Below are 19,585 nucleotides of genomic sequence, written 5' to 3' on the forward strand. Positions count from 1 at the left end.
CAGGTTTTTCCGTGAAGCTCACATCGGCTCCGGCGGCCCGATCAATCTGCCCATCACCCCGAACACCCCCAACTCCCTGATCGCCTCCAGTTCACCCTGGGTCTCGACCATTTCCGCAATCAACGGCAAGTCAATGCTGTTGGTCGCCCGGTAAATCGCGTCGATGAACAGCCGTTTATCCCGCTGCTGATCAATGTGTCGGATATAGGCTCCATCGATTTTCAAGTACGCCAGGCCCAGTTGAGTGAGGTTGCCGATCTGGCTGAAGCTGCCGCCGAAATGCTGCAGGCCGATGCGATAACCGGTGTCGAGCAGGTTGTGGCTCAGTCGTTGCAGATCGTCGGGGGGCGGCAGTTGGCGTTCGTCGATTTCCAGGGTCAGCAACGGTGCCAGTTCCGGCAGTGATTCGAGCATGTCGAGGATCAGTTGCAGCTGCGACTGATCGCGCAAGGTGCCACCGGACAGGCTCAGTGCCAGCGGCCAGCGATTGACGGCAAGGTAGTCGAGTGTCGCCTCAAGCATTGCCAGGTCGAAGCGTGCCGACCAGCCAAGTCGCTCGATCCACGGCAGGAAATGCCCGGCGGCAATCGCTTGGCCCTGCGGGTCGAGCAGCCGTGCGAGGACTTTGTGATGCAGCACCTCACTGGTGTCGGCGCATTGCACCACGGGTTGGAAGTACAGCTGCAATTTACCTTGGGTCAGGGCATCGTCGATCCAGCCGCGCCAGTCATGTTGCGCGTGGTTCGGTACTGTCTCGTCGTGGCTCAACTGCATCCAGGGACGTTCGGGGTGTTGGCGGGCCTGGGTCAGTGCCTGATCGAGTCGCATCAACACGTCACTGGCCGGTTCGCCGGGGTGCCAGGCGACGATGCCCAGATGCGCAACCGGCATGCAGTCACTGGCACCGGTCAGGCGCAGATTTTCCAGGGTGGCGCTGATTTCTGCGGCCAGGCGTGCAGCGTCTTCGGCGTTCAGGCCCGGCGACAACAGGCTGAATTCGCCCCCGCGATTACGGGCCGCCAGCCAGGTGCGACGCTCCGGGAGTCGGGTCAGACGCTTGAGCAATTCGCCGACCGCACTGATCAACGCATCTGTGCGTTGACCGCCCAGGCGCTGGTTGAGCCCGCTCAGATCATTGATCCGCAGCGTCAGCAAATGACCGTCGCCATGTTGCTCGGCGACCAGCAAATGGTCCGCCAGTTGTTCATCCAGCATGCGCCGGTTGGCGAGTCCGGTCAGGCTGTCCTGATAGGACTCGCTGCGCAGTTTTTCACTGCGCGCAGCCTCTTCGGTGAACAAGGCTTTGAGCTTCTCGACCATCTGGTTCATCGCCAGCACCACGCGTTTCAGTTCCGGCGTACGGGGCAGTTTCGGCAGGCTCAAAAACTCGCGTTTACTGATGGCCTCGGCCTGTTTGACCAACGATTCGAGAGGACGCAGTTGCCGACGCAACAACCAGCCACCGAACACGGCGCTGAGCAGTCCGCAGACCAACAACCAGATCAGACTGCCGAGGGTACTGTCCCAGAGTTTGGCCAGGGCGAACTGCGGATTGCTCAGCACTTCGACCCGTGCCGCCTGCTCCCAGCCGCGCATGATCAATGCGTCGCCACCCTCGTGACGCAGATTGACCAGGCTGACAAACCAGCCCGGCACGCCTTTGGTCTGCGCCGGAATGCTGCGTTCTACCAGTACTTGCTGATTGTCGATGCTGACGATGCGGATGTTGCTGAAATAGCCACTGTCGAAAATCGAACTGACCATCAACTCCATCATCGCCGGGTCATCGATCTGCGCGGTCAGCGATAGCCCGAGTGCGGTGGCCGCGTCCTGGGCGTGAGCGCGCAACTGGCCGAGGGTCTGCTCGCGAGAGCTTTCCAGGCTGACAAAAAAACTGCCGCTGAACGCCACCAGCAAAAACAGGCAAATGGCGAGAAACAATTGGTTGCGCAGTTTCATTCAACGCTCCTTGCTGCGGACTTCAGCCATCGCCCACGGCGAAGCCTTCGGCCTGCATCTTTTGCAGTACGTCTTGCCAGCGCGACAGCTTTTTCGAGTCGCTGCTGCGTTTTCCGCCATTGGCACCCGGCAGGTACAGGCCTTCCGCATTGAAGGCGTACACCGGCAGCAGGTCTTTGCGTTGCGAGGCGGGGCGGATGTCGCCGATCAGGTTATCCAGCACCAGCGGGTCGGCAGTGGGGCTGCTGTAGAAAGTGAGCACCATGTGCGCCTGGTTCTGGGTCAGGGCCTTGACGTAGGTGATGCGCAGTTTTTCGCTGGGAATACCGAGTTCGCGCAGGCTGAAGTATTTCGCCAGGGCGTAGTCCTCGCAGTCGGCAGCGCCCTTGATCAGGGATTCGACGGGCGTGGCCCAGTAATCGGTCTGCCGCCAGATGCGGGTGTCGTCCTGGAAATTCAGTTGTTGATTGAAGAAGCGATTGACCGCGGTCAGCTGCTCGCGCTCAGGCGCATCGCGCTCGCTTTGCAGCAATTGACTCCAGGCCTCGATTCGCCCGCGCGCGGGGCCGAGGGTGCCGTAGCGTTTTTCGGCGATTTGCAGGATCTGTGTGAAATCCCAGTCGGCCCAGACAGTGTTCAGTCCGGCCAGCAGGAAAGCGGTCAGCAGCAGCCATCCGCCGAACCGAAGTCGGGGCGTTGGCCATCCTGGACTACGCGGACCGCGGGGCATGTCGGGCTGCTCGTATGCAGATTTGTGGAGTTTAGGTGGTGTTTTTTGAAAGGTGGGGTTGGTCGTCGGGCTTATTGTTTACATATCCGTTGCTGCGGTAACGGCCATCTATGGTTTCGCCCTTACGGCCGGCCTGTTTGTTTGGTTCGTACGCATTCCAAACTGTGGGAGCCAGCCTGCTGGCGATGACGGCCTGATAGCCGACCAGAATTTCGCGGATGCATCAGATCAAAAGATCGCAGCCTCGTTGCACTCGACAGCTCCTACAGAGATGCGCGCACGCATCAAGAGCCAGGCCGGCCGGTAGGCCGCCTCGCTTTTGATCTGGCTTTTGATCTTTTGCCCCTTCGGCAGGCCGAGCGGAGGTGTTCATCAGGGGGTGGGCGCGCAGCGCCGTGCGGCGAAGCCGCACACATCGAGAGGAGGTCGTCGCGAAGCAGACCGTAGGCGATGCCCCCTGATGGACACCGTAGCGAGGGAACACCGAGCCTCAGCGAGGTGCCGTACGCCGGGGCAAAGCCTTTTGGTTCCTTTTTGGCGTTTGAAAAAGGGACTCGCTGTAAGAGCGAAACCGCCAGCAGGCGTTACCGAAGAAACGGATATGTACACCAAAACCAACAACCAAAGACTCAAAATTTGCGCAAAGTCTTCTGCCTCAGAATATAAATCGTCACCAACACCGCACTGGTCAACATGAACCCCCGCGCCCAAGGCATCGGCACCAGATAGCAGGAAAACAGAATGCTCACCCACATCAACCCAATGGCATACACCTTGCCCTTGAGCGGAATACCATTGCCATCAAGATAGTCACGAATCCAGGGCCCAAGCCGCGGATGACCGACCAGCCATTGATAGAACCGCGGCGAACTGCGGGCGAAACAGGCGGCCGCGAGCAACAGGAAAGGTGTGGTGGGCAACACCGGCAGGAAAATCCCGATCACCCCCAACGCTACGCTCAGCCAACCGATGGCCAGCAGCACGTAGCGCAACATCAGGGAGCGGTTGCCTATGGGGTTGTCCATAGGCAGGACCTTAGTGGTGACGAGGCTTGAGGATCGCCGGTTTTTCGTCTGGCGCGTTGCACAGCAGGTACAGCGCGGTCAGGGCTTCCGGGATCTGAACGATCATGTCGTCCATCAGGTTGGCGTCTTTGGCGATGTCTTCGAACTCAGGCTGCTCGTCGAACAGGCCCGAACCGACCATGATCGGCAGCAGCATTTCGCTGACTTCTTCCTCGGCGCTTTCGAACCAGGCCGCTTCACGCAGGAACACGCCTTCCATGAAACCAATGCACCAGCCGCGCAATTCGGAATCGTCCGGGTCGTCGCCCAGGTCCAGGTCGCACGGCAACTCGAATTCTTCATCCGACGCCAGTTGGCGGGCGATGTGGGCCTTGAGACCGATCAAAGTGGCTTCGATCTCTTCGCGTTGGGCTTCGCTGCTGTAGTGCGGCTCTTCGGCGAAGAGGGCATCGATCCACTCACGATCGGGAACGACTTCGGAACAGATCGACAGCGCGGTGAGGTAGCCGTGGGCGGCCACGTAGTCCAGCGCCTCGTCATGCAGTTCATCGGCGTCGAGGAAGACTTGCAGGCGGGTTAGTTGCTCAGCGAAGGACATTAAAGGACTACCTTGGGGAATATTCGATGCGGGAATTCTAGGCCTTCTTGCGCGCTTGGGCCAGCCGCAAGGCATATTTGCGCGTCCATGTGTCTTATCAGCGGCGCCCTTTGCCGGACAGGGCTCGGGTATACTCGCGCGTTTTGTGATGCCCTGCCGGCTTCACGGCTGAAATGTGAAGCGTCATGCAATGCGCACTTACGATTTGTCGGTGCAGCGTCGCGGGTTCTGAACCAGCCTTGCAGGGATGTTTCGGTGATTTTTGGAGTTTTTATGCTCGAACAGGCTCAACGCGTCCTCAAGGACATCTTCGGCTACGACAGTTTCCGTGGCCGCCAGGGTGCAATCATTGAGCGCGTGGCCAGTGGCGGCGATGCCCTGGTCCTGATGCCTACCGGTGGCGGCAAGTCCCTGTGCTTCCAGGTCCCGGCGCTGTTGCGCGAAGGCCTGGCGGTAGTGGTGTCGCCGTTGATCGCGTTGATGGACGATCAGGTCGCCACCCTCGAAGAGCTGGGTGTGGCTGCCGCTGCGTTGAACTCCACCCTCAGCGCCGAGCAGCAACGCGATCTGGCGGCCCGCATCCGTCGCGGTGAGGTGAAAATGCTTTACCTCGCCCCGGAACGCCTGGTCCAGCCGCGCATGCTGTCCTTCCTGCAAGGGCTGAACATTTCCCTGTTCGCCATCGACGAAGCGCACTGCGTGTCGCAGTGGGGCCATGACTTCCGCCCGGAATACCTGCAATTGGGTCAGTTGGCGGAGGTGTTCCCCGACGTGCCGCGCATCGCCCTGACCGCCACCGCCGACAAGCGTACCCGCGAAGAGATCGTCACTCGCCTTCATTTGCAGAATGCCGAGCGCTTCCTGTCGAGCTTCGACCGACCGAACATTTTTTACCGCATCGTGCCCAAGGAACAGCCGCGCAAGCAGTTGCTGGCGTTCCTCGCCGAGCGGCGCAGCGATGCCGGCATCGTCTATTGCCTGTCACGCAAGAAAGTCGACGAAGTCGCGGTGTTCCTCAGTGAACAAGGCTTCCCGGCGCTGCCGTACCACGCCGGCCTGCCCAACGACACGCGGGCCCACCACCAGAAGCGCTTCCTCAACGAGGAAGGCTTGATCATGGTCGCCACCGTGGCGTTCGGCATGGGCATCGACAAGCCGAACGTGCGTTTCGTTGCGCACCTCGATTTGCCGAAATCCCTTGAGGCCTATTACCAGGAAACCGGGCGCGGTGGCCGTGACGGTCTGCCGGCGGATGCCTGGATGGCCTACGGCCTGCAAGACGTGGTGATGCTCAAGCAGATGCTGCAAAACTCCGAGGGCGACGAGCGCCACAAGCGTCTGGAGCAGCACAAGCTCGACGCCATGCTCTCGCTGTGCGAAGAAACCCGCTGCCGCCGCCAGACCCTGCTGGCCTACTTCGACGAAGACATGCCAGAGCCGTGCGGCCATTGCGACAACTGTGTCGACGGTGTGCAAACCTGGGATGCTACTGAGCCTGCGCGTCAGGCGCTTTCGGCGATCTACCGTACCGGCCAGCGCTACGGCGTCGGGCATCTGGTGGACGTCTTGTTGGGCAAAGACAACGAAAAAGTCCGCAGTTTCGGCCATCAGCACCTGTCGGTGTTCGGGGTCGGCAAGGCGCGGGCCGAAGGGGAGTGGCGATCGCTGTTCCGCCAGTTGGTGGCTCGCGGTCTGGCCGATGTCGATCATGAAGGTTATGGCGGGTTGCGCCTGAGTGACACGTGCCGGCCATTGCTCAAAGGTGAAGTGACCCTGGAGCTGCGCCGCGACCTCAAGGCGCAAACCACTGCCAAAAGCAGCAAGAGCCAGGCGAGCCAACTGGTCCGCGGTGAAGAGCGCGAGCAGTGGGAAGCTTTGCGCGCCCTGCGGCGCAAACTCGCCGAAGAACATGGCGTGCCACCGTACGTCATTTTTCCCGACTCGACCTTGCTGGAAATGCTGCGCAGCCAGCCAACCTCGCTGGCGGAAATGGCCACGGTCAGCGGCGTCGGTGCGCGCAAGCTCGAACGCTACGGCGAGGCCTTCCTCGAAGTCCTCGGCGGTCAGGTCGAGGCGCCGAAACCGGTGGCCGATGTGCGCCACGAACTGATCACCCTGGCCCGCGCCGGCATGACGCCGTTGCAGATCGCCGGTCAACTGCAATGTTCGGAAAAGAACGTCTATACCATGCTCGCCGAAGCCATTGGCAAACAGCAGTTGTCGCTGGAGCAGGCGCTGGATCTGCCCGAAGAACTGATGGGCGAAGTTCAGGACGCGTTCCTCGACGGTGAAGGTGAGTTGCCGCCCGTTTCGGAGATTTCCGCACTGTTTGCCGGACGAGTGCCGGAAGGGGTTTTGTATTGCGTTCGGGCCGCTTTACAGTCCGAATTTGAAATTTGAGTAATAGCTCTCACTGATGTAACGATTCAGTACAGAACAGTCCTTGCCTCCAGTCGAGGCTCATGCTTAGCTGACTAATAATTAGTTTTTCTCTATTTCAGTCTAACCATGAGTGTTTTATGCCGTTAACCGATCAACACCGCTTTGGCATGCAATTGGCCCAGATGTCGCGCGGCTGGCGCGCTGAACTGGATCGCCGACTTGCCGGCCTCGGGCTGTCCCAGGCCCGCTGGCTGGTGCTGCTGCATCTGGCACGTTTCGAAGAGGCCCCGACCCAACGTGAACTGGCGCAGAGTGTCGGCGTCGAGGGTCCGACCCTGGCGCGTTTGCTCGACAGCCTGGAAAGCCAGGGTCTGGTACAACGCCAAGCGGTGCTGGAAGACCGTCGGGCGAAAAAAATCGTCCTCTGCGCCCCGGCGCTTCCCCTGATCGAACAAATTGAAACCATTGCCACTCAACTGCGCCACGAACTGTTCGAAGGCGTCGATGAGGCGGATTTGCGGATCTGCATGCGGGTTCACGGGCACATCCTGGGTAACCTTGAAAAATCTTGAGGCATAACCCCGCGCCAGGTTTTTGAGATACCGCGTTGAGCCGACTATAAGAACTACTGCGCAATATCGTGTTCGTACCGGATGTGCGAACACGTGCAGGTCGGTTCTGGTTACCTAAGGGATGCTCATGCTTGAAAGTCGGCGAGTCGTTGTACGCTGTTGTTTGCGGTGGTTGCTGGCCGCTGTTGCTGTCACTTGGTCAGCGCTGGCGCCAGCTTTGGGCCTGGGTGATATCACCCTGCACTCGGCGCTGAATCAGCCGCTGCGTGCCGACATCGCTTTGGTGGACGCCGCCGGTCTCGAAGAGGGCGAGCTGTCGGCCAGGCTGGCGACGGCGGATGAGTTCAATCGTGCGGGTGTCGAGCGGGTGCTCTTCCTCAACGATCTCAAATTCACACCTGTCCTGCGAGGCAACCGCAGCCTGATCCAGGTCACGTCCAGCAAACCGGTCAATGAACCGTTCCTGAATTTCCTCGTACAACTCAATCAGCCCAACGGCCGAGTGCTGCGCGAGTACACGGTGTTGATCGATCCGCCGGGGACGCCGGGCATTGAGCCCGCCATCGATGAACCGGTGGCCAGTCGTCCAGCTTCGGCCTTTCCGAGTGTCCGGCCCGCCGTCGCGGCAAAGCCAACAGCAAAGGAACCGCTGCCAAAACCTGTCGCTGCACCCGCGGCGGATCCGCTCGCAGAGCAACTGGCCGCCAGCGTCCTGCAGAACCAGCAATTGCAGGCCACCATCGATGAGTTTAAAGCGAAGCTTCAGGCTCAGGACGAGCAGATCGCCGCTGAGAAAAAACAGGTAGCCGAGCTGCAAACCCGATTGGCCGAGGTCAAGCAAGTGCCGCCGGAGCCAGTTGCACCCGTTGCTGTGGCTCCGGCGCCCGTGGTTGTCGAGGAGCCCGGGACAAACTGGCTGTTGATGGGCGGATTGTTGGGATTGGTCGCGTTGGTGATTCTGGCTGTGTGGATTCGTCGGCAACGGCAGCAGGATCAGGCAACGTTCGGATCGACATCCTCTCATCCACCCCTACATGAATCGCTGCCAGATCACATGTCAGAACCCGCTGTACAAGCTGCCGCACTGCAACCCACACATGCACACCACGAAGAAACACCCGCGAGCGATGTGCTCGAAGCGGTCGCGATCTATCTGACCTACGGCCGCTATGGCGAAGCAATTAGTCTGCTGCGAGAGGCGATGATCAAGGAGCCGCAGCGCACCGATGTCGCTGTGCAGTTGCTGGAAGTTCTCGGCAAACAGGGTGATGTGACTGCTTACAACGCGCAGGAAACCAGCCTGCGTAATGCCGGGTTCGATGGGCAGAAACTTCAGGAGATGCGTGCGCATCATCCGAAACTGGGGCCGGTTGCTACGATGCCGGAGCCGATGCCGAAGGACGAGTTCCAGTTGAATCTGGATGACCTTTCGATGGACACCAATTGGGACCTGGACCCAATGGAAGCCAGTTCATCTTCTGGCAAGCCATCGAGCGTGCCAACGCTGCCCGAGCCGGAGATAGAGTGGGAAATCGAGCCGGTTGCCCAATCCCTGGACGACAGCTTTCTTGAGGCATTCAGCGAGCCGGATCAGTCGTTCGAACTTGAGCCACTGAACCTGGAACCGACCGGGCCCGGTAACGCAGGCAAACTGGAGCAGGCTCAGACCTGCATCGACGACGGTGACCTGGACAGCGCCATCGAACTGCTCAACGAGCTGCTAAGGGACGCCGATGAGCCGCTGAAGCAGACCGCCCGAAGTTTACTGGCCGGAATACGATAACCTTGGGTATCGAGATCGATCACTCTACCTCAGGAACCCCGTCACCCATGACCGCCCATAAACCGGAAATCGTCATCACCTATTGCACCCAGTGCCAGTGGCTGTTGCGTGCGGCCTGGCTGGCCCAGGAACTACTCAGTACGTTTGGCGACGACCTTGGCAAAGTGTCCCTGGTGCCCGGCACCGGCGGGGTCTTTCACATCTTCTGCGACGACGTGCAGATCTGGGAACGCAAGGCCGATGGCGGCTTCCCCGAAGCAAAAGTGCTGAAACAAAAGGTCCGCGATCAAATTGATCCGGACCGCGACCTGGGACACAACGATCGCACTCAGTGAGACGTCGCTTCGGCCGCCACGGCTTTCTTGCTTGAACTGCCGGCGAGTCGGCTGGACACCACGATTGCGACGATGATCAGCGCACCGCCGAGCAGCATGCGCAGGGTCGGGTTTTCATTGAACAGCAACCACGCCATGGTGATGCCGTAAACCGGCTCCAGCGCGAAGACCACGGCGGCGGTCCGCGCCTTGATCACTGCAAGGCTGGCGACGAACAAACTGTGGGCGACCCCGGTACAGAACACCCCGAGCAGGCCGATCCACAACCAGTCGATGGTACGCACTTCACTCAAGTGCGGTGCCGCCGCCGGCAACAGACACAATGCGACCACAACGTTCTGACACAGCGCGGCCTGTACCGGCGGGATGCGTGCGGAACTCGCGCGGTTGGTCAGCGACAACAGGGAGAACAGTAATCCGGAAAGCACCGACCACAGCAGGCCTGTGGTAGCACCGCTGGCCAGATCGAACTCAGGCGTGACCAGCACCAACCCGATGCTGACCAGCGCCACCAGCAGGACTTCATTGGCACGAATGCGCTCGCGGAAAATCAGCCCTTCGAGGATCACGGTAAAGGCCGGGAAACTGGCAAAGCCCAGGGTCGCGATGGCTACGCCGGCGATCTTCACCGAAATGAAGAAGCTCACCCAGTGTCCGGCCAGCAACAAGCCGCTGAGCAACAGTCGGCGCACATCCACGGCTTCGAGTTTTTGCCAGCGGGTATTGCTGGCGAAGCGCGCAAAGAACGCCAGCGCCAACACCGCGAACGCCGCCCGGCCGAACACGATGATCGCCGGCGACGCGGCGGCGAGCTTGCCGAACACGCCGGTCAGGCCGAACATCAGTGCGCCGATATGCAGGGCGCCAAGGGCGGTGCGGGGAGTCATGGCAATCCTTGAGAAATGTATAAAACGAGACCGACAGACACCGTCGTCCTGTAGCAGCTGGCGGAGCCTGCGTTCGACTGCGAAGCGGTCGTAAAACCGATCTAATCGGTGGGTCAGGTAAATCGCATTCATCCGGATCGCGACCGCTTCGCAGTCGAACGCAGGCTTCGCCAGCTGCTACATTTAATCGCGCAACGCTTGGTCCTGTCTGTCGCCAGACTCGCGTTATTTGTCGCCAGCCTCGCGCCGCAGCTTGCCGGGTGATGCGCCGAACTCGCGCAGTACCGCAGCAGCAAAGGCACTTTGGGAGCTGTAGCCGACCCGACAGGCAACCTCGCCGATGGGCAGTTGCGAGTTTCGCAGCAATGCGACGGCCTTGTGCAGGCGACGGCTGCGGATGTAATCCATCGGCGTCTGCCCGCATTCGGCAACGAAGCGTGCATGCAAACGAGCGCTGGAGAGACCGGCCACGCGAGCGAGATCGGCGACTTGCAGCGGGTAGGCGGCGTACTGGTCGATGTGCGCATTCAACGCGGCATAGGGCAGGCGCCGACCGCCGATGCTCTCGGGCCTGGCGTTGTTGAGACTGGCCAGCAACAGCACCGCGCCCTGTTGCGCAATCAGCGGGTCATCGACCTTGCTGTTGGCCAGCCAATCGACCAATTGGCTCTGACCAGCATCCAGTGACAAACGCCCGGCGTTGTCGAGCAAGCGTCGACTGGCCTCGGCATGCTCGCCCAGTGACTGGCCAATCCACTGGTCGCCGGGCACGTCCAGTACCAGGCAACGGCTGCCATTGGCGCTGCCGCAGGCATGATGAAAGCCTGAGGGAATCACCACGAAACTTTGCTGGACCACCTGACTGCCGAGCCCGTCGACCTCGAAATCCAGCGCACCCGACAGCCCGAACACCAGTTGCGCATGCTCGTGGCTGTGGACGATCAGGTCTTCGGTGTATTGGCGCAGGGTGAGGATCGGTCTCATCACGGGTCTCCCGGTTCTGGGCGCCAGTCTACACCGACCCGGCCTGCACGCGCTGTCACAGGACTGACTTGCCGCTGTCATGGGCCATTAACCCGACCGGCGCAAGCTTGCCAAAACTTGTCCTGAGGGTTGCCCATGACCAGCGCCGAGCTCGCCAAACCCAGCCGTAAACAACGAGTGCGGACCCTGTGGATTTCCGACGTGCATCTTGGCACCCGCGATTGCCAGGCCGAGCACTTGTCGCAGTTTCTCAAGGGTTACCACGCAGACAAGATCTATTTGGTCGGCGACATCATCGACGGCTGGAAACTGCGCGGCGGCATGTATTGGCCGCAGGCGCACACCAATGTCATCCGGCGCCTGCTGACCATGAGCAAGCGCGGCACCGAGGTGATCTACGTCACCGGCAACCACGACGAATTCCTGCGCCGCTATTCGAAGCTGATTCTGGGCAACATCCAGTTGGTGGACGAAGCCGTGCACGTCACCGCTGATGGCCGGCACCTGCTGGTGATCCACGGCGACCAGTTCGACGTGATTACTCGCTACCACCGCTGGCTGGCCTTTCTTGGCGACTCGGCCTACGAAATCACCCTGACCCTCAACCGCTGGCTCAACCATTGGCGCGCGCGTTATGGCTACGGCTACTGGTCGCTGTCGGCGTACCTCAAGCACAAGGTGAAAACCGCAGTCAGCTTCATCAGCGACTTCGAAGAAGCCATCGCCCATGAGTGCGTCAAGCGCGAGTTGCACGGCGTGGTGTGCGGCCACATTCACCATGCCGAGATTCGCAAGGTGGGTGAGGTGGACTACCTCAATTGCGGTGATTGGGTGGAGTCGTGCACGGCGTTGATCGAGCATTGGGATGGCACGATCGAGTTGTATCGCCTGGCCGATGCACAGGCGCGGGCGGCGCAGTTGAAGGCTTTGAAGGTCGCCGAGCCGGCATAGTCTGTTAGCAATGCAGTGCCTGAAAGGGCCTCTTCGCGGGCAAGCCCGCTCCCACAGTGTTCGAGGTGAACACACAGTTTGTGAACGCCAGGAACCCTGTGGGAGCGGGCTTGCCCGCGATGGACCGCGCAGCGGTCCCGCTGGATCTGTCAGGCCGGCGAATGCTCTTGCATCGCCGCCTTGTAAATCGAGTTCTTCGGCTGCGCAAACAACCGCTCCATCATCGGCTCGAAGAAGCTCAGCGGCAGCGTGTCATACGCCGGATCGAACGCCGCGGCATCGTACTTGGCGCAAAACTCGATGGTCGCCTTGTACTGCGGATGTTCGCTGAATTGCTCGCGCAGGTGCCGGTCCATGCCCAGGTGATGGAAGAAATAGTAGCCCTGGAAAATCCCGTGTTTCTCCACCATCCACAGATTTTCGGCGCTGACGAACGGCTTGAGAATCGCCGCCGCGATATCCGGGTGATTGTAGGAGCCCAAGGTGTCGCCGATATCGTGGAGCAGGGCGCAGACCACGTACTCTTCATCGCGACCGTCGCGCCAGGCGCGGGTGGCGGTTTGCAGGGAATGGGTCAGGCGATCCACCGGAAAACCGCCGAAATCACCCTCCAGCAGCTTCAGGTGCGCCGCGATCCGTGTCGGCAATTGGCGGGCATAGGCACTGAAGTCCGCGGCAATGATCGCCCAGTCTTCTTGCGTGCCGTCCTTCATGTGGGTGAAACGAGCATTGGCATTCATCGGCAATCCTCTTGTGATCTAGAACGGCACGCGCCCCAGAATCATGTCGCGATACATGACGAAATCGCCGAGCAGGCTGTAGAAAGGATGCTGGAAAGTCGCAGGACGATTCTTCTCGAAGAAGAAATGGCCGACCCAGGCGAAGCTGTAGCCCGCCAGCGGCAAGGCCCACAACAGCATCCAGGCGCCCCGACCGATGGTCAGTGCCAGAATGAAAATCACCAGCGTGGTGCCGATGAAGTGCAGTCGTCGGCAGGTGCTGTTGCTGTGCTCGCTGAGGTAATACGGGTAAAACTCAGCGAAGCTGTTGAAACGCTTGATGTTTTCCACGACTGCGATCTCTGTGGTTATTGTTCTGACTGCAAGTTGTTCTGCGGGTAGCTTATTTGAGTCTAGAGTGATCAATGGCGTCAGCCAGTGACAATCGGCGCCACTTTAGTATCCTTCGGAAATTGGCCGTGAAATACGGCTCATCATGCAAGAACCCGACATGAGCGAACGAACGACTTCTGCAAGCTGGGCGATGGGGATTGTCAAAGCACTGGAAATGGACGGCCTGGATTGCCGGGTTCTGTTCAAACAGCTGGGGCTCGACTACGCGGCACTGGATGATCCGGATGCACGCTTCCCGCAAGATTCCATGACACGACTGTGGCAGCGCGCGGTCGAGCTGTCCGGCAACCCGGCGATTGGCCTGAACATGGGCAAAGTGGTGCGGCCTGCGCAATTTCACGTTGCGGGCTATGCCTTGATGTCCAGCCAGACCCTGGCCGAAGGCTTTCAGCGTCTGGTGCGATTTCAACGCATCATTGCCGAAAGTGCCGACCTGAGTTTTCGCCTGCTGGATGAAGGCTACGCACTGATCCTGACGGTGCACGGCGACCACTTGCCGCCGACCCGGCAAAGCGCCGAGGCCTCGCTGGCCTGCGCCCTGGCGTTATGTGGCTGGTTGACCGGGCGTACGCTGCAACCGCGCAAGGTGCTGGTGCAGGGCGATCAACCGGTCAATCTCGAACCCTACAAACAAGCCTTCCATGCGCCGCTGGTGTTCAACGCGCCGTACGATGCGTTGATTTTCGAACGTGCCGATATGGAAGCGCCGCTGCCGACCGCCAACGAGGCGATGGCGCTGCTGCATGACCGGTTTGCCGGTGAATACCTGGCGCGGTTTTCCGAGAGTCGCGTGACCCACAAGGCACGGCAGGTGTTATGCCGCTTGTTGCCTCAAGGTGAACCGAAGCGCGATACGGTGGCGCAGACGCTGCACCTGTCGCAGCGCACCTTGCAGCGACGGTTGCAGGAAGAGGGCACGAGTTTCCAGACGTTGCTCGATGACACCCGGCGCGAGCTGGCCGAGCAGTATCTGGCGCAACCGACCATGACCCTCCTGGAAATTGCCTACCTGCTGGGGTTTGCCGATCCGAGCAATTTTTTCCGCGCCTTCCGCCGCTGGTTCGACACCACGCCCGGCGAATACCGGGCGCGGCTGCTGCAAATGCCTGCGGCGGTCAATGACGCCAAAATGCCGGAATACACAGCACAAACACGGTGATGATCTCCAGTCGGCCCAGCAGCATGCCGAACGACAGAATCCACTTGGCGGCGTCAGGCAGAGTGGCGAAGTTGCCCGCCGGGCCAATGGTTTCCCCGAGGCCCGGACCGACGCCGGACACGGTGCTGGCCGCGCCTGTGAGGGCGGTCATCCAGTCGACGCCGAGCAGCGACAGCAACAGCGCGATCACGCAGATGGTGATGGCGAAGAAGAACGAGAACGTCAGAATCGAACGCACGATCTCTTCGTCGAGGCGGTGACCGTTGTACTTCTGCTTGATCACCGCACGCGGGTGAATCAGTTGGTTAAGGTTGGCCTTGAGCAGGATGTAGGCCACCTGGAAGCGGAAAATCTTGATCCCGCCGGCAGTCGAGCCGGAACAACCGCCAACGAAGCCCAGATAAAAGAACAACATCAGTGAGAAGTTGCCCCACAGGCTGTAGTCCCCCAGCGCGAAACCGGTGGTGGTGACCACCGAGGTCACGTTCAACGCCACATGCCGTAACGCGTCCAGCCAATGCAGCTGGGTGGTCCACCAATACCAGGTGCCGAGCACCAGCCAGGTCACCAGCAGCATGCCGAGCAGGCCTTGCACCTGTTGATCCTTGATCAGCGCCCGGCGGTTGCCGCGCAGAGTCGCCACGTAGAGGGTGAACGGCAGGCTGCCGAGAATCATGATGACGATCGCCACCCAGTGCACCGCCGGTTGCGTCCACTTGGCCAGTGATTGGTCCGAGGTCGAGAAACCGCCGGTGGAAATCGCCGACATCGCATGGTTGATCGCATCGAACGGGCTCATCCCGGCCCACCAGAACGCCAGGCTGCCGAGAATCGTGATACCGACGTAGGCCGCCACGATCAGGCGCGCCACCATGTGCGAGCGGGGCATGACCTTTTCCGATCGGTCCGACGATTCGGTCTGGAACAGCCGCATGCCACCGATACGCAGCAGCGGCAGAATCGCGACCGCCATACCGATGAAGCCGATGCCGCCGATCCAGTGCAACAGCGAGCGCCACATCAGGATGCCGGGGGACATTTCGTCCAGATGGTTGAGCACGGTCGAACCGGTGGCCGTGATGCCGGACATGCTTTCGAAGAATGAGTCGGTGTAGCTGATGTGCTGGGTCAACAAAAACGGCAGCGCGGCAAAGATACACACCACCAGCCAACTGCTGACGGTCAGCAGGTACATGTCCCGCGGTCGCAGGTGTACATGCTCGGGGCGCCCGGGAATCACCAGGGCCAGACCGGCGACAAAGGTGATCATGCTGGCCCAGAGGAACGACGGCAGGTCGCCGGTGCGATCGAAGATCACCAGCGTGCCCATCGGTACGACCATGGCGATGGCCAGGGTTATCAGGAAGATGCCGATGATGAAACCAATGAGACGTAAGGTCGGCAACGCCATGAAGTCCGCTCGGGCTGAAATAGGGAAGGGCGCCATTCTACCTGCGGGGCAGGGCATGTAAACCGGCACTGCCTTCGCGGTTACAGCTAGAATAGCCGCACAATTTTTTCTGGAGGTGGCCGATGCAGGCTCTCGACGTTTTGCTCAACCGTGTTTCCGTCCCGCGCCTGATCGAGCCGGCACCGTCCCAGGCACAGCGCGAAGTGCTGTTTGCCGCCGCCATGCGCGCACCGGATCACGGTCATTTGCAGCCGTGGCGGTTCCTCACCGTCGAAGGCGAGGCGCGTGAGCAAATGGGCGAGTTGCTGGCCGAGGCGGCAAAGCTGCAGGACAGCGAAGTCACCGAAGCGGCCATCGACAAGGCGCGTAACGGACCGCTGCGGGCGCCGTTGGTGGTGGTCGTGATCGCTAAGGTGCAGGACCACGTCAAGTATCCGAAGTCCGAGCAATTGCTGGCGGCAGGTTGTGCGGCCCACGGGATTTTGCTGGCGGCCTATGCGCAGGGTATTGGCGCGGTATGGCGCACCGGGGATCTGGCTTATTCGCCGCACGTGGCCAAGGGGTTGGGGTTGGCGGAAGGCGAAGAGGTGATTGCCTTCCTGTACCTCGGCACACCACAGAAGGAACCGCGAGTGGCGGAGAAAGTCGATCTGGCCGAATTCGTCAGCGCCTGGCCCGGTAAGGCCTGAAGATCAAAAGATCGCAGCCTCGTTTCACTCGACAGCTCCTACAGGCGTACACAAAAACTTGTAGGAACTGTCGAGTGAAATGAGGCTGCGATCTTTTTGCATCACCCCATTTTTACGGCGAAACGACAGCCCCCGGCACCAACGGCAATTCCAGACTGGCAATAAAACCGCCCTCCGGGTGATTGGCCAGCACCAGATTTCCGCCATGGCGCTCCGCCGCACGCCGGGCAATTGCCAGGCCCAGGCCATGCCCGGCAGCTGTCTGCCCCGGCGCACGGTAGAACGGTTCGCCGAGCTGGTTCAAATGTTCAGCATCAACCCCCGGCCCATGATCACGCACGCTCACCACGATCCGTTCGCCATTGCGCAACGCCTGCATTTCAATTGGCAGGCCGCCGACCGGATTGAAGCGTTGGGCATTGCGCAGCAGGTTGTCGACGGCGCGTTCGATCATGGTCGGCCAGCCCTTGAGACTCAGTTGCGCCTCGGCTTCGAGATGGACCAGTTGATCCGGTGAACCCAGTTGCGCATCTTTTTGCAGAGTATTGAGCAGCGAGTTCAGGTCTACGTCTTCAGCGCTGGCGTTGTCGGCATCGACCCGCGCCAGTACCAGGATTTCACTGATCAACGCTTCGAGCCGGTCGCATTCGCGGGTGAGGCGCGGCCAGAGTTTTTCCCGTTCCTCAGGCGTGGCCCGTTCGGCCAATGCAAGGGCGATGCGCAGTCGGGCAAGCGGGGAGCGCAGTTCGTGGGAGACGTCTCGCAGCAGCTGACGTTGGCTGCCGATCAGGCTTTGCAGGCGCGAACCCATGCGGTTGAAGTCGTTGGCCAGTACCCCGAATTCATCGCGCCGGTTTGCCAGTTTGATCAGGCTGTTCTGTTGGTACGTGGTTTGCCCGAGATCATGCACCGCGCCGCGTAAACGGCTGAGGGGACGGGTGATGGAAAGGGTAACGAACAGGCTGAACAAGGTCAGCACCACCAGGGCAATGCCCAGTGCACTCAGCGGCCAGAGCAGGCTTTCGCGGTGCCAGGCGTTGAGTTCGGGGTGGGGGATCCGGTAGATGAACAGGTAGGTGTCGCCGGTTTTTTCGCTGGTGTATTCGTCGGTCAGGCGCCGCCATGGCAGGCGTCGGTCGTCGTTGTTCTGCCGTGCTTCGAAGGCGGCGGCGCGGCGCGGAAAGGTGCCGCGCACCACCGGGTCACCGCTCTCGTTGAGCACCTGGACGTCGATGTGATACTGGCGCTTGCGCTCTTCCAGTAGGTCCTGGGCGTCTACTTCGCCTTGGGCTTCGTAGGTTTGCGTCCACTGTTCGGCCAGGGTGTTGAGGCCCGGATGGCGGCTGAGAATCCATGCGTCCTGGTTGAGCATGTGCCCGAGCAATATGGACAGCCCTGCAACCAGAGCGATGGCCAGCCAGAAGCTCGCCAGGATACGCCAGAACAGTGAACGCACGGAAAATCCTCAATCAAACACAGATCAGTGTGGGAGCGGGCTTGCTCGCGAAGGCGTAGACACATCCGACATCAACGTGTCAGAAAGTCCGCCATCGCGAGCAAGCTCGCTCCCACAGTGGATTGTGTAGTGCAAGACCCAACGGTGTTCAGCCGTTGGGTCCGGGGTCAGTGCATTATTGCGCTTTTTGCGGTTGTTGCGCTTTCCAGGCTTTGAACTCTGCCCATTCGGCGCGACGTTCAGCCTGTTTTTTCTGGATCTCGTCGAATTTCCTCTGTTGATCCGGTTTCAACACGGCGCGCACATCGGCTTCGGCTTTCTGATGCTTGGCGGCCATTTCGTCTTTCATGGCTTTCTGGTCGGCCGGGGAGAGTTTCTCCAGGTATTTGTCGACCAGTTGCTTACGCTCGTGCATCTGCTCGCCCATGATCTTGCGGATCTGCTCGCGCTGTTCGCGGCTCAGGTCCAGCTGGCTGTAGGGGCCTTTACCGTGCATGCCGTGCATCTGACCGCCATGGCGCGAACCGTCCATTGGGCCACCCATCGGGCCGGCGCCTTCAGGCATGGCCATGGCAACGGTCGGCAGGGCAGCGGCGAACATCAGAGCGATAAGAGTCTTGCGCATGGTGAATCTCCTTGTCTCATTCCCGGTACGTTCCGGATGTGTGCAGATTACGGAGATCAAGGTCAGCGGCGGTCAGCGGAGCGTAAAGCTTTGGTAAACATGATTTTCGGCTGACCTGACAAAACTTACCGGCTGTGTAGGAGCTGCCGAAGGCTGCGATCTTTTGATCTTCTGAACCAAAGTCAAAAGATCGCAGCCTCCGGCAGCTCCTACAGAAGGATTCAGAGGCTGTAGTAATAGCCGCGACTACGCAGGGCCACGATGCGCGGGCGGCCATCAGGATGCGGGCCGATCTTCTTGCGCAGGTTGCTGACGTGCATGTCGAGGCTGCGGTCGTACAGGGTCAGCTTGCGGCCGAGGGCGATTTGCGCCAGTTCCTGTTTGTCCAGCGGCTCGCCGGGTTGCTTGAGCAGGGCTTCGAGCAAACGGCTTTCGGAAACGGTGAGGGAAAACTCTTGCTCATCAATGCTGACCACACCGCGCACCGGGCTGAAACACAGGTCGCCCAGCTCCAACTGGCTGGACACCGCCGCCGGATGACTGCGCCGCAATACGGCGCGCAGGCGGGCTGTCAATTCCCGTGGATCGCAGGGCTTGGCCAGGTAATCGTCGGCGCCCAGTTCCAGGCCGAGGATGCGGTCCAGGGGTTCGCCCCGGGCCGAGAGCATCAGCACCGGCAAATCCGGATGATCGCTGCGCAACTGCTTGAGCAGTTCCAGGCCGCTGCCGTCCGGCAGCATCACATCCAGCACCACGGCTGCCGGAGAGGTTTCGGCCAGCGCGCGACGAGCGCTCTGGCCATCGTGACAGGCACGTACCTGAAAGCCTTCCTGGCTCAGCCAACTGCTCAGGAGCTCACACAGCTCCTGGTCATCATCAATTAGTAACAGCTCGCTCATGACTCAC

Annotated in this window: 19 protein-coding genes; 7 read left to right on the forward strand and 12 right to left on the reverse strand. The window is 60.5% G+C overall.

Features of this window, described 5'->3' with window-relative positions; translation table 11 throughout:
* Positions 1 to 18 precede the first annotated feature (18 nt).
* The 4 genes from lapD to ACM110_RS24295 form a co-directional block, all read right to left on the reverse strand.
* Positions 19 to 1,959: a cyclic di-GMP receptor LapD gene (lapD, locus tag ACM110_RS24280; RefSeq protein ID WP_416129766.1), complete on the reverse strand. Its 1,941-nt coding sequence runs from the start codon at positions 1,957 to 1,959 to the stop codon at positions 19 to 21.
* 22 nt (positions 1,960 to 1,981) lie between these two features.
* Positions 1,982 to 2,689, reverse strand: a complete 708-nt coding sequence (lapG, locus tag ACM110_RS24285) for a cysteine protease LapG (RefSeq protein ID WP_416129767.1) — start codon at positions 2,687 to 2,689, stop codon at positions 1,982 to 1,984.
* Positions 2,690 to 3,318: 629 nt separating this feature from the next.
* Complete coding sequence (locus tag ACM110_RS24290) at positions 3,319 to 3,714, reverse strand: YbaN family protein (RefSeq protein ID WP_416129768.1); 396 nt, start codon at positions 3,712 to 3,714, stop codon at positions 3,319 to 3,321.
* A gap of 10 nt (positions 3,715 to 3,724) precedes the next feature.
* Positions 3,725 to 4,312, reverse strand: a complete 588-nt coding sequence (locus ACM110_RS24295) for a YecA family protein (RefSeq protein ID WP_338582428.1) — start codon at positions 4,310 to 4,312, stop codon at positions 3,725 to 3,727.
* A 273-nt stretch (positions 4,313 to 4,585) separates the two neighbouring features.
* On the opposite strand from ACM110_RS24295, the gene recQ reads away from it, so the two are divergent.
* The 4 genes from recQ (at position 4,586) to ACM110_RS24315 (ending at position 9,384) form a co-directional block, all read left to right on the forward strand.
* A complete protein-coding gene (recQ, locus tag ACM110_RS24300; RefSeq protein ID WP_416129769.1) occupies positions 4,586 to 6,712 on the forward strand; it encodes a DNA helicase RecQ in 2,127 nt (708 codons plus the stop codon).
* Positions 6,713 to 6,831: 119 nt separating this feature from the next.
* Complete coding sequence (locus ACM110_RS24305) at positions 6,832 to 7,266, forward strand: MarR family transcriptional regulator (RefSeq protein WP_416129770.1); 435 nt, start codon at positions 6,832 to 6,834, stop codon at positions 7,264 to 7,266.
* A 127-nt stretch (positions 7,267 to 7,393) separates the two neighbouring features.
* Complete coding sequence (locus tag ACM110_RS24310; protein ID WP_416129811.1) at positions 7,394 to 9,049, forward strand: FimV/HubP family polar landmark protein; 1,656 nt, start codon at positions 7,394 to 7,396, stop codon at positions 9,047 to 9,049.
* Between the two features lie 47 nt (positions 9,050 to 9,096).
* Positions 9,097 to 9,384 carry a SelT/SelW/SelH family protein gene (locus ACM110_RS24315; protein ID WP_416129771.1) on the forward strand — a complete coding sequence of 96 codons (288 nt, stop codon included), beginning with the start codon at positions 9,097 to 9,099 and terminating at the stop codon, positions 9,382 to 9,384.
* Here ACM110_RS24315 and ACM110_RS24320 read toward each other — a convergent pair.
* Positions 9,378 to 10,271 carry a DMT family transporter gene (locus tag ACM110_RS24320; RefSeq protein ID WP_416129772.1) on the reverse strand — a complete coding sequence of 298 codons (894 nt, stop codon included), beginning with the start codon at positions 10,269 to 10,271 and terminating at the stop codon, positions 9,378 to 9,380. The genes ACM110_RS24315 and ACM110_RS24320 overlap by 7 nt on opposite strands.
* A gap of 225 nt (positions 10,272 to 10,496) precedes the next feature.
* The gene (locus ACM110_RS24325; protein WP_416129773.1) at positions 10,497 to 11,255 is read right to left on the reverse strand and encodes an AraC family transcriptional regulator; all 759 of its coding nucleotides are present in this window, start codon (positions 11,253 to 11,255) and stop codon (positions 10,497 to 10,499) included.
* 135 nt (positions 11,256 to 11,390) lie between these two features.
* Between ACM110_RS24325 and ACM110_RS24330 the strand changes: the two genes are divergently transcribed.
* Positions 11,391 to 12,206 (forward strand): UDP-2,3-diacylglucosamine diphosphatase, encoded by an 816-nt coding sequence (locus ACM110_RS24330; RefSeq protein ID WP_416129774.1) that lies wholly within the window; start codon positions 11,391 to 11,393, stop codon positions 12,204 to 12,206.
* A 149-nt stretch (positions 12,207 to 12,355) separates the two neighbouring features.
* Here the strand turns inward: ACM110_RS24330 and ACM110_RS24335 are convergent, their stop codons facing one another.
* Both ACM110_RS24335 and ACM110_RS24340 read right to left on the reverse strand, forming a co-directional pair.
* Positions 12,356 to 12,946: an HD domain-containing protein gene (locus ACM110_RS24335; RefSeq protein WP_416129775.1), complete on the reverse strand. Its 591-nt coding sequence runs from the start codon at positions 12,944 to 12,946 to the stop codon at positions 12,356 to 12,358.
* 18 nt (positions 12,947 to 12,964) lie between these two features.
* Positions 12,965 to 13,276, reverse strand: coding sequence for a DUF962 domain-containing protein (locus ACM110_RS24340; protein ID WP_056853062.1), 312 nt, complete (start codon positions 13,274 to 13,276; stop codon positions 12,965 to 12,967).
* Between the two features lie 160 nt (positions 13,277 to 13,436).
* Here ACM110_RS24340 and ACM110_RS24345 point away from each other — a divergent pair, with 160 nt between their 5' ends.
* On the forward strand, positions 13,437 to 14,498 hold the full coding sequence (locus ACM110_RS24345; protein ID WP_416129776.1) for an AraC family transcriptional regulator: 1,062 nt from the start codon (positions 13,437 to 13,439) through the stop codon (positions 14,496 to 14,498).
* Here the strand turns inward: ACM110_RS24345 and ACM110_RS24350 are convergent.
* A complete protein-coding gene (locus tag ACM110_RS24350) occupies positions 14,455 to 15,909 on the reverse strand; it encodes a TrkH family potassium uptake protein (protein ID WP_416129777.1) in 1,455 nt (484 codons plus the stop codon). The genes ACM110_RS24345 and ACM110_RS24350 overlap by 44 nt on opposite strands.
* Before the next feature lie 122 nt (positions 15,910 to 16,031).
* On the opposite strand from ACM110_RS24350, the gene ACM110_RS24355 reads away from it, so the two are divergent.
* Positions 16,032 to 16,598 (forward strand): NAD(P)H nitroreductase, encoded by a 567-nt coding sequence (locus tag ACM110_RS24355; RefSeq protein WP_416129778.1) that lies wholly within the window; start codon positions 16,032 to 16,034, stop codon positions 16,596 to 16,598.
* Positions 16,599 to 16,710: 112 nt separating this feature from the next.
* Here ACM110_RS24355 and ACM110_RS24360 read toward each other — a convergent pair whose 3' ends face one another.
* The 3 genes from ACM110_RS24360 to ACM110_RS24370 all read right to left on the reverse strand — a co-directional run bounded on the left by ACM110_RS24360 (position 16,711) and on the right by ACM110_RS24370 (position 19,578).
* Positions 16,711 to 18,054 carry a sensor histidine kinase gene (locus ACM110_RS24360; RefSeq protein WP_416129779.1) on the reverse strand — a complete coding sequence of 448 codons (1,344 nt, stop codon included), beginning with the start codon at positions 18,052 to 18,054 and terminating at the stop codon, positions 16,711 to 16,713.
* 175 nt (positions 18,055 to 18,229) lie between these two features.
* Positions 18,230 to 18,679: a Spy/CpxP family protein refolding chaperone gene (locus tag ACM110_RS24365; protein ID WP_416129780.1), complete on the reverse strand. Its 450-nt coding sequence runs from the start codon at positions 18,677 to 18,679 to the stop codon at positions 18,230 to 18,232.
* A gap of 221 nt (positions 18,680 to 18,900) precedes the next feature.
* A complete protein-coding gene (locus tag ACM110_RS24370) occupies positions 18,901 to 19,578 on the reverse strand; it encodes a response regulator transcription factor (RefSeq protein WP_338582414.1) in 678 nt (225 codons plus the stop codon).
* Between the last annotated feature and the right edge of the window lie 7 nt (positions 19,579 to 19,585).

It is taken from the genome of Pseudomonas sp. NFX98 (assembly GCF_047784845.1).
Taxonomy (GTDB): domain Bacteria; phylum Pseudomonadota; class Gammaproteobacteria; order Pseudomonadales; family Pseudomonadaceae; genus Aquipseudomonas.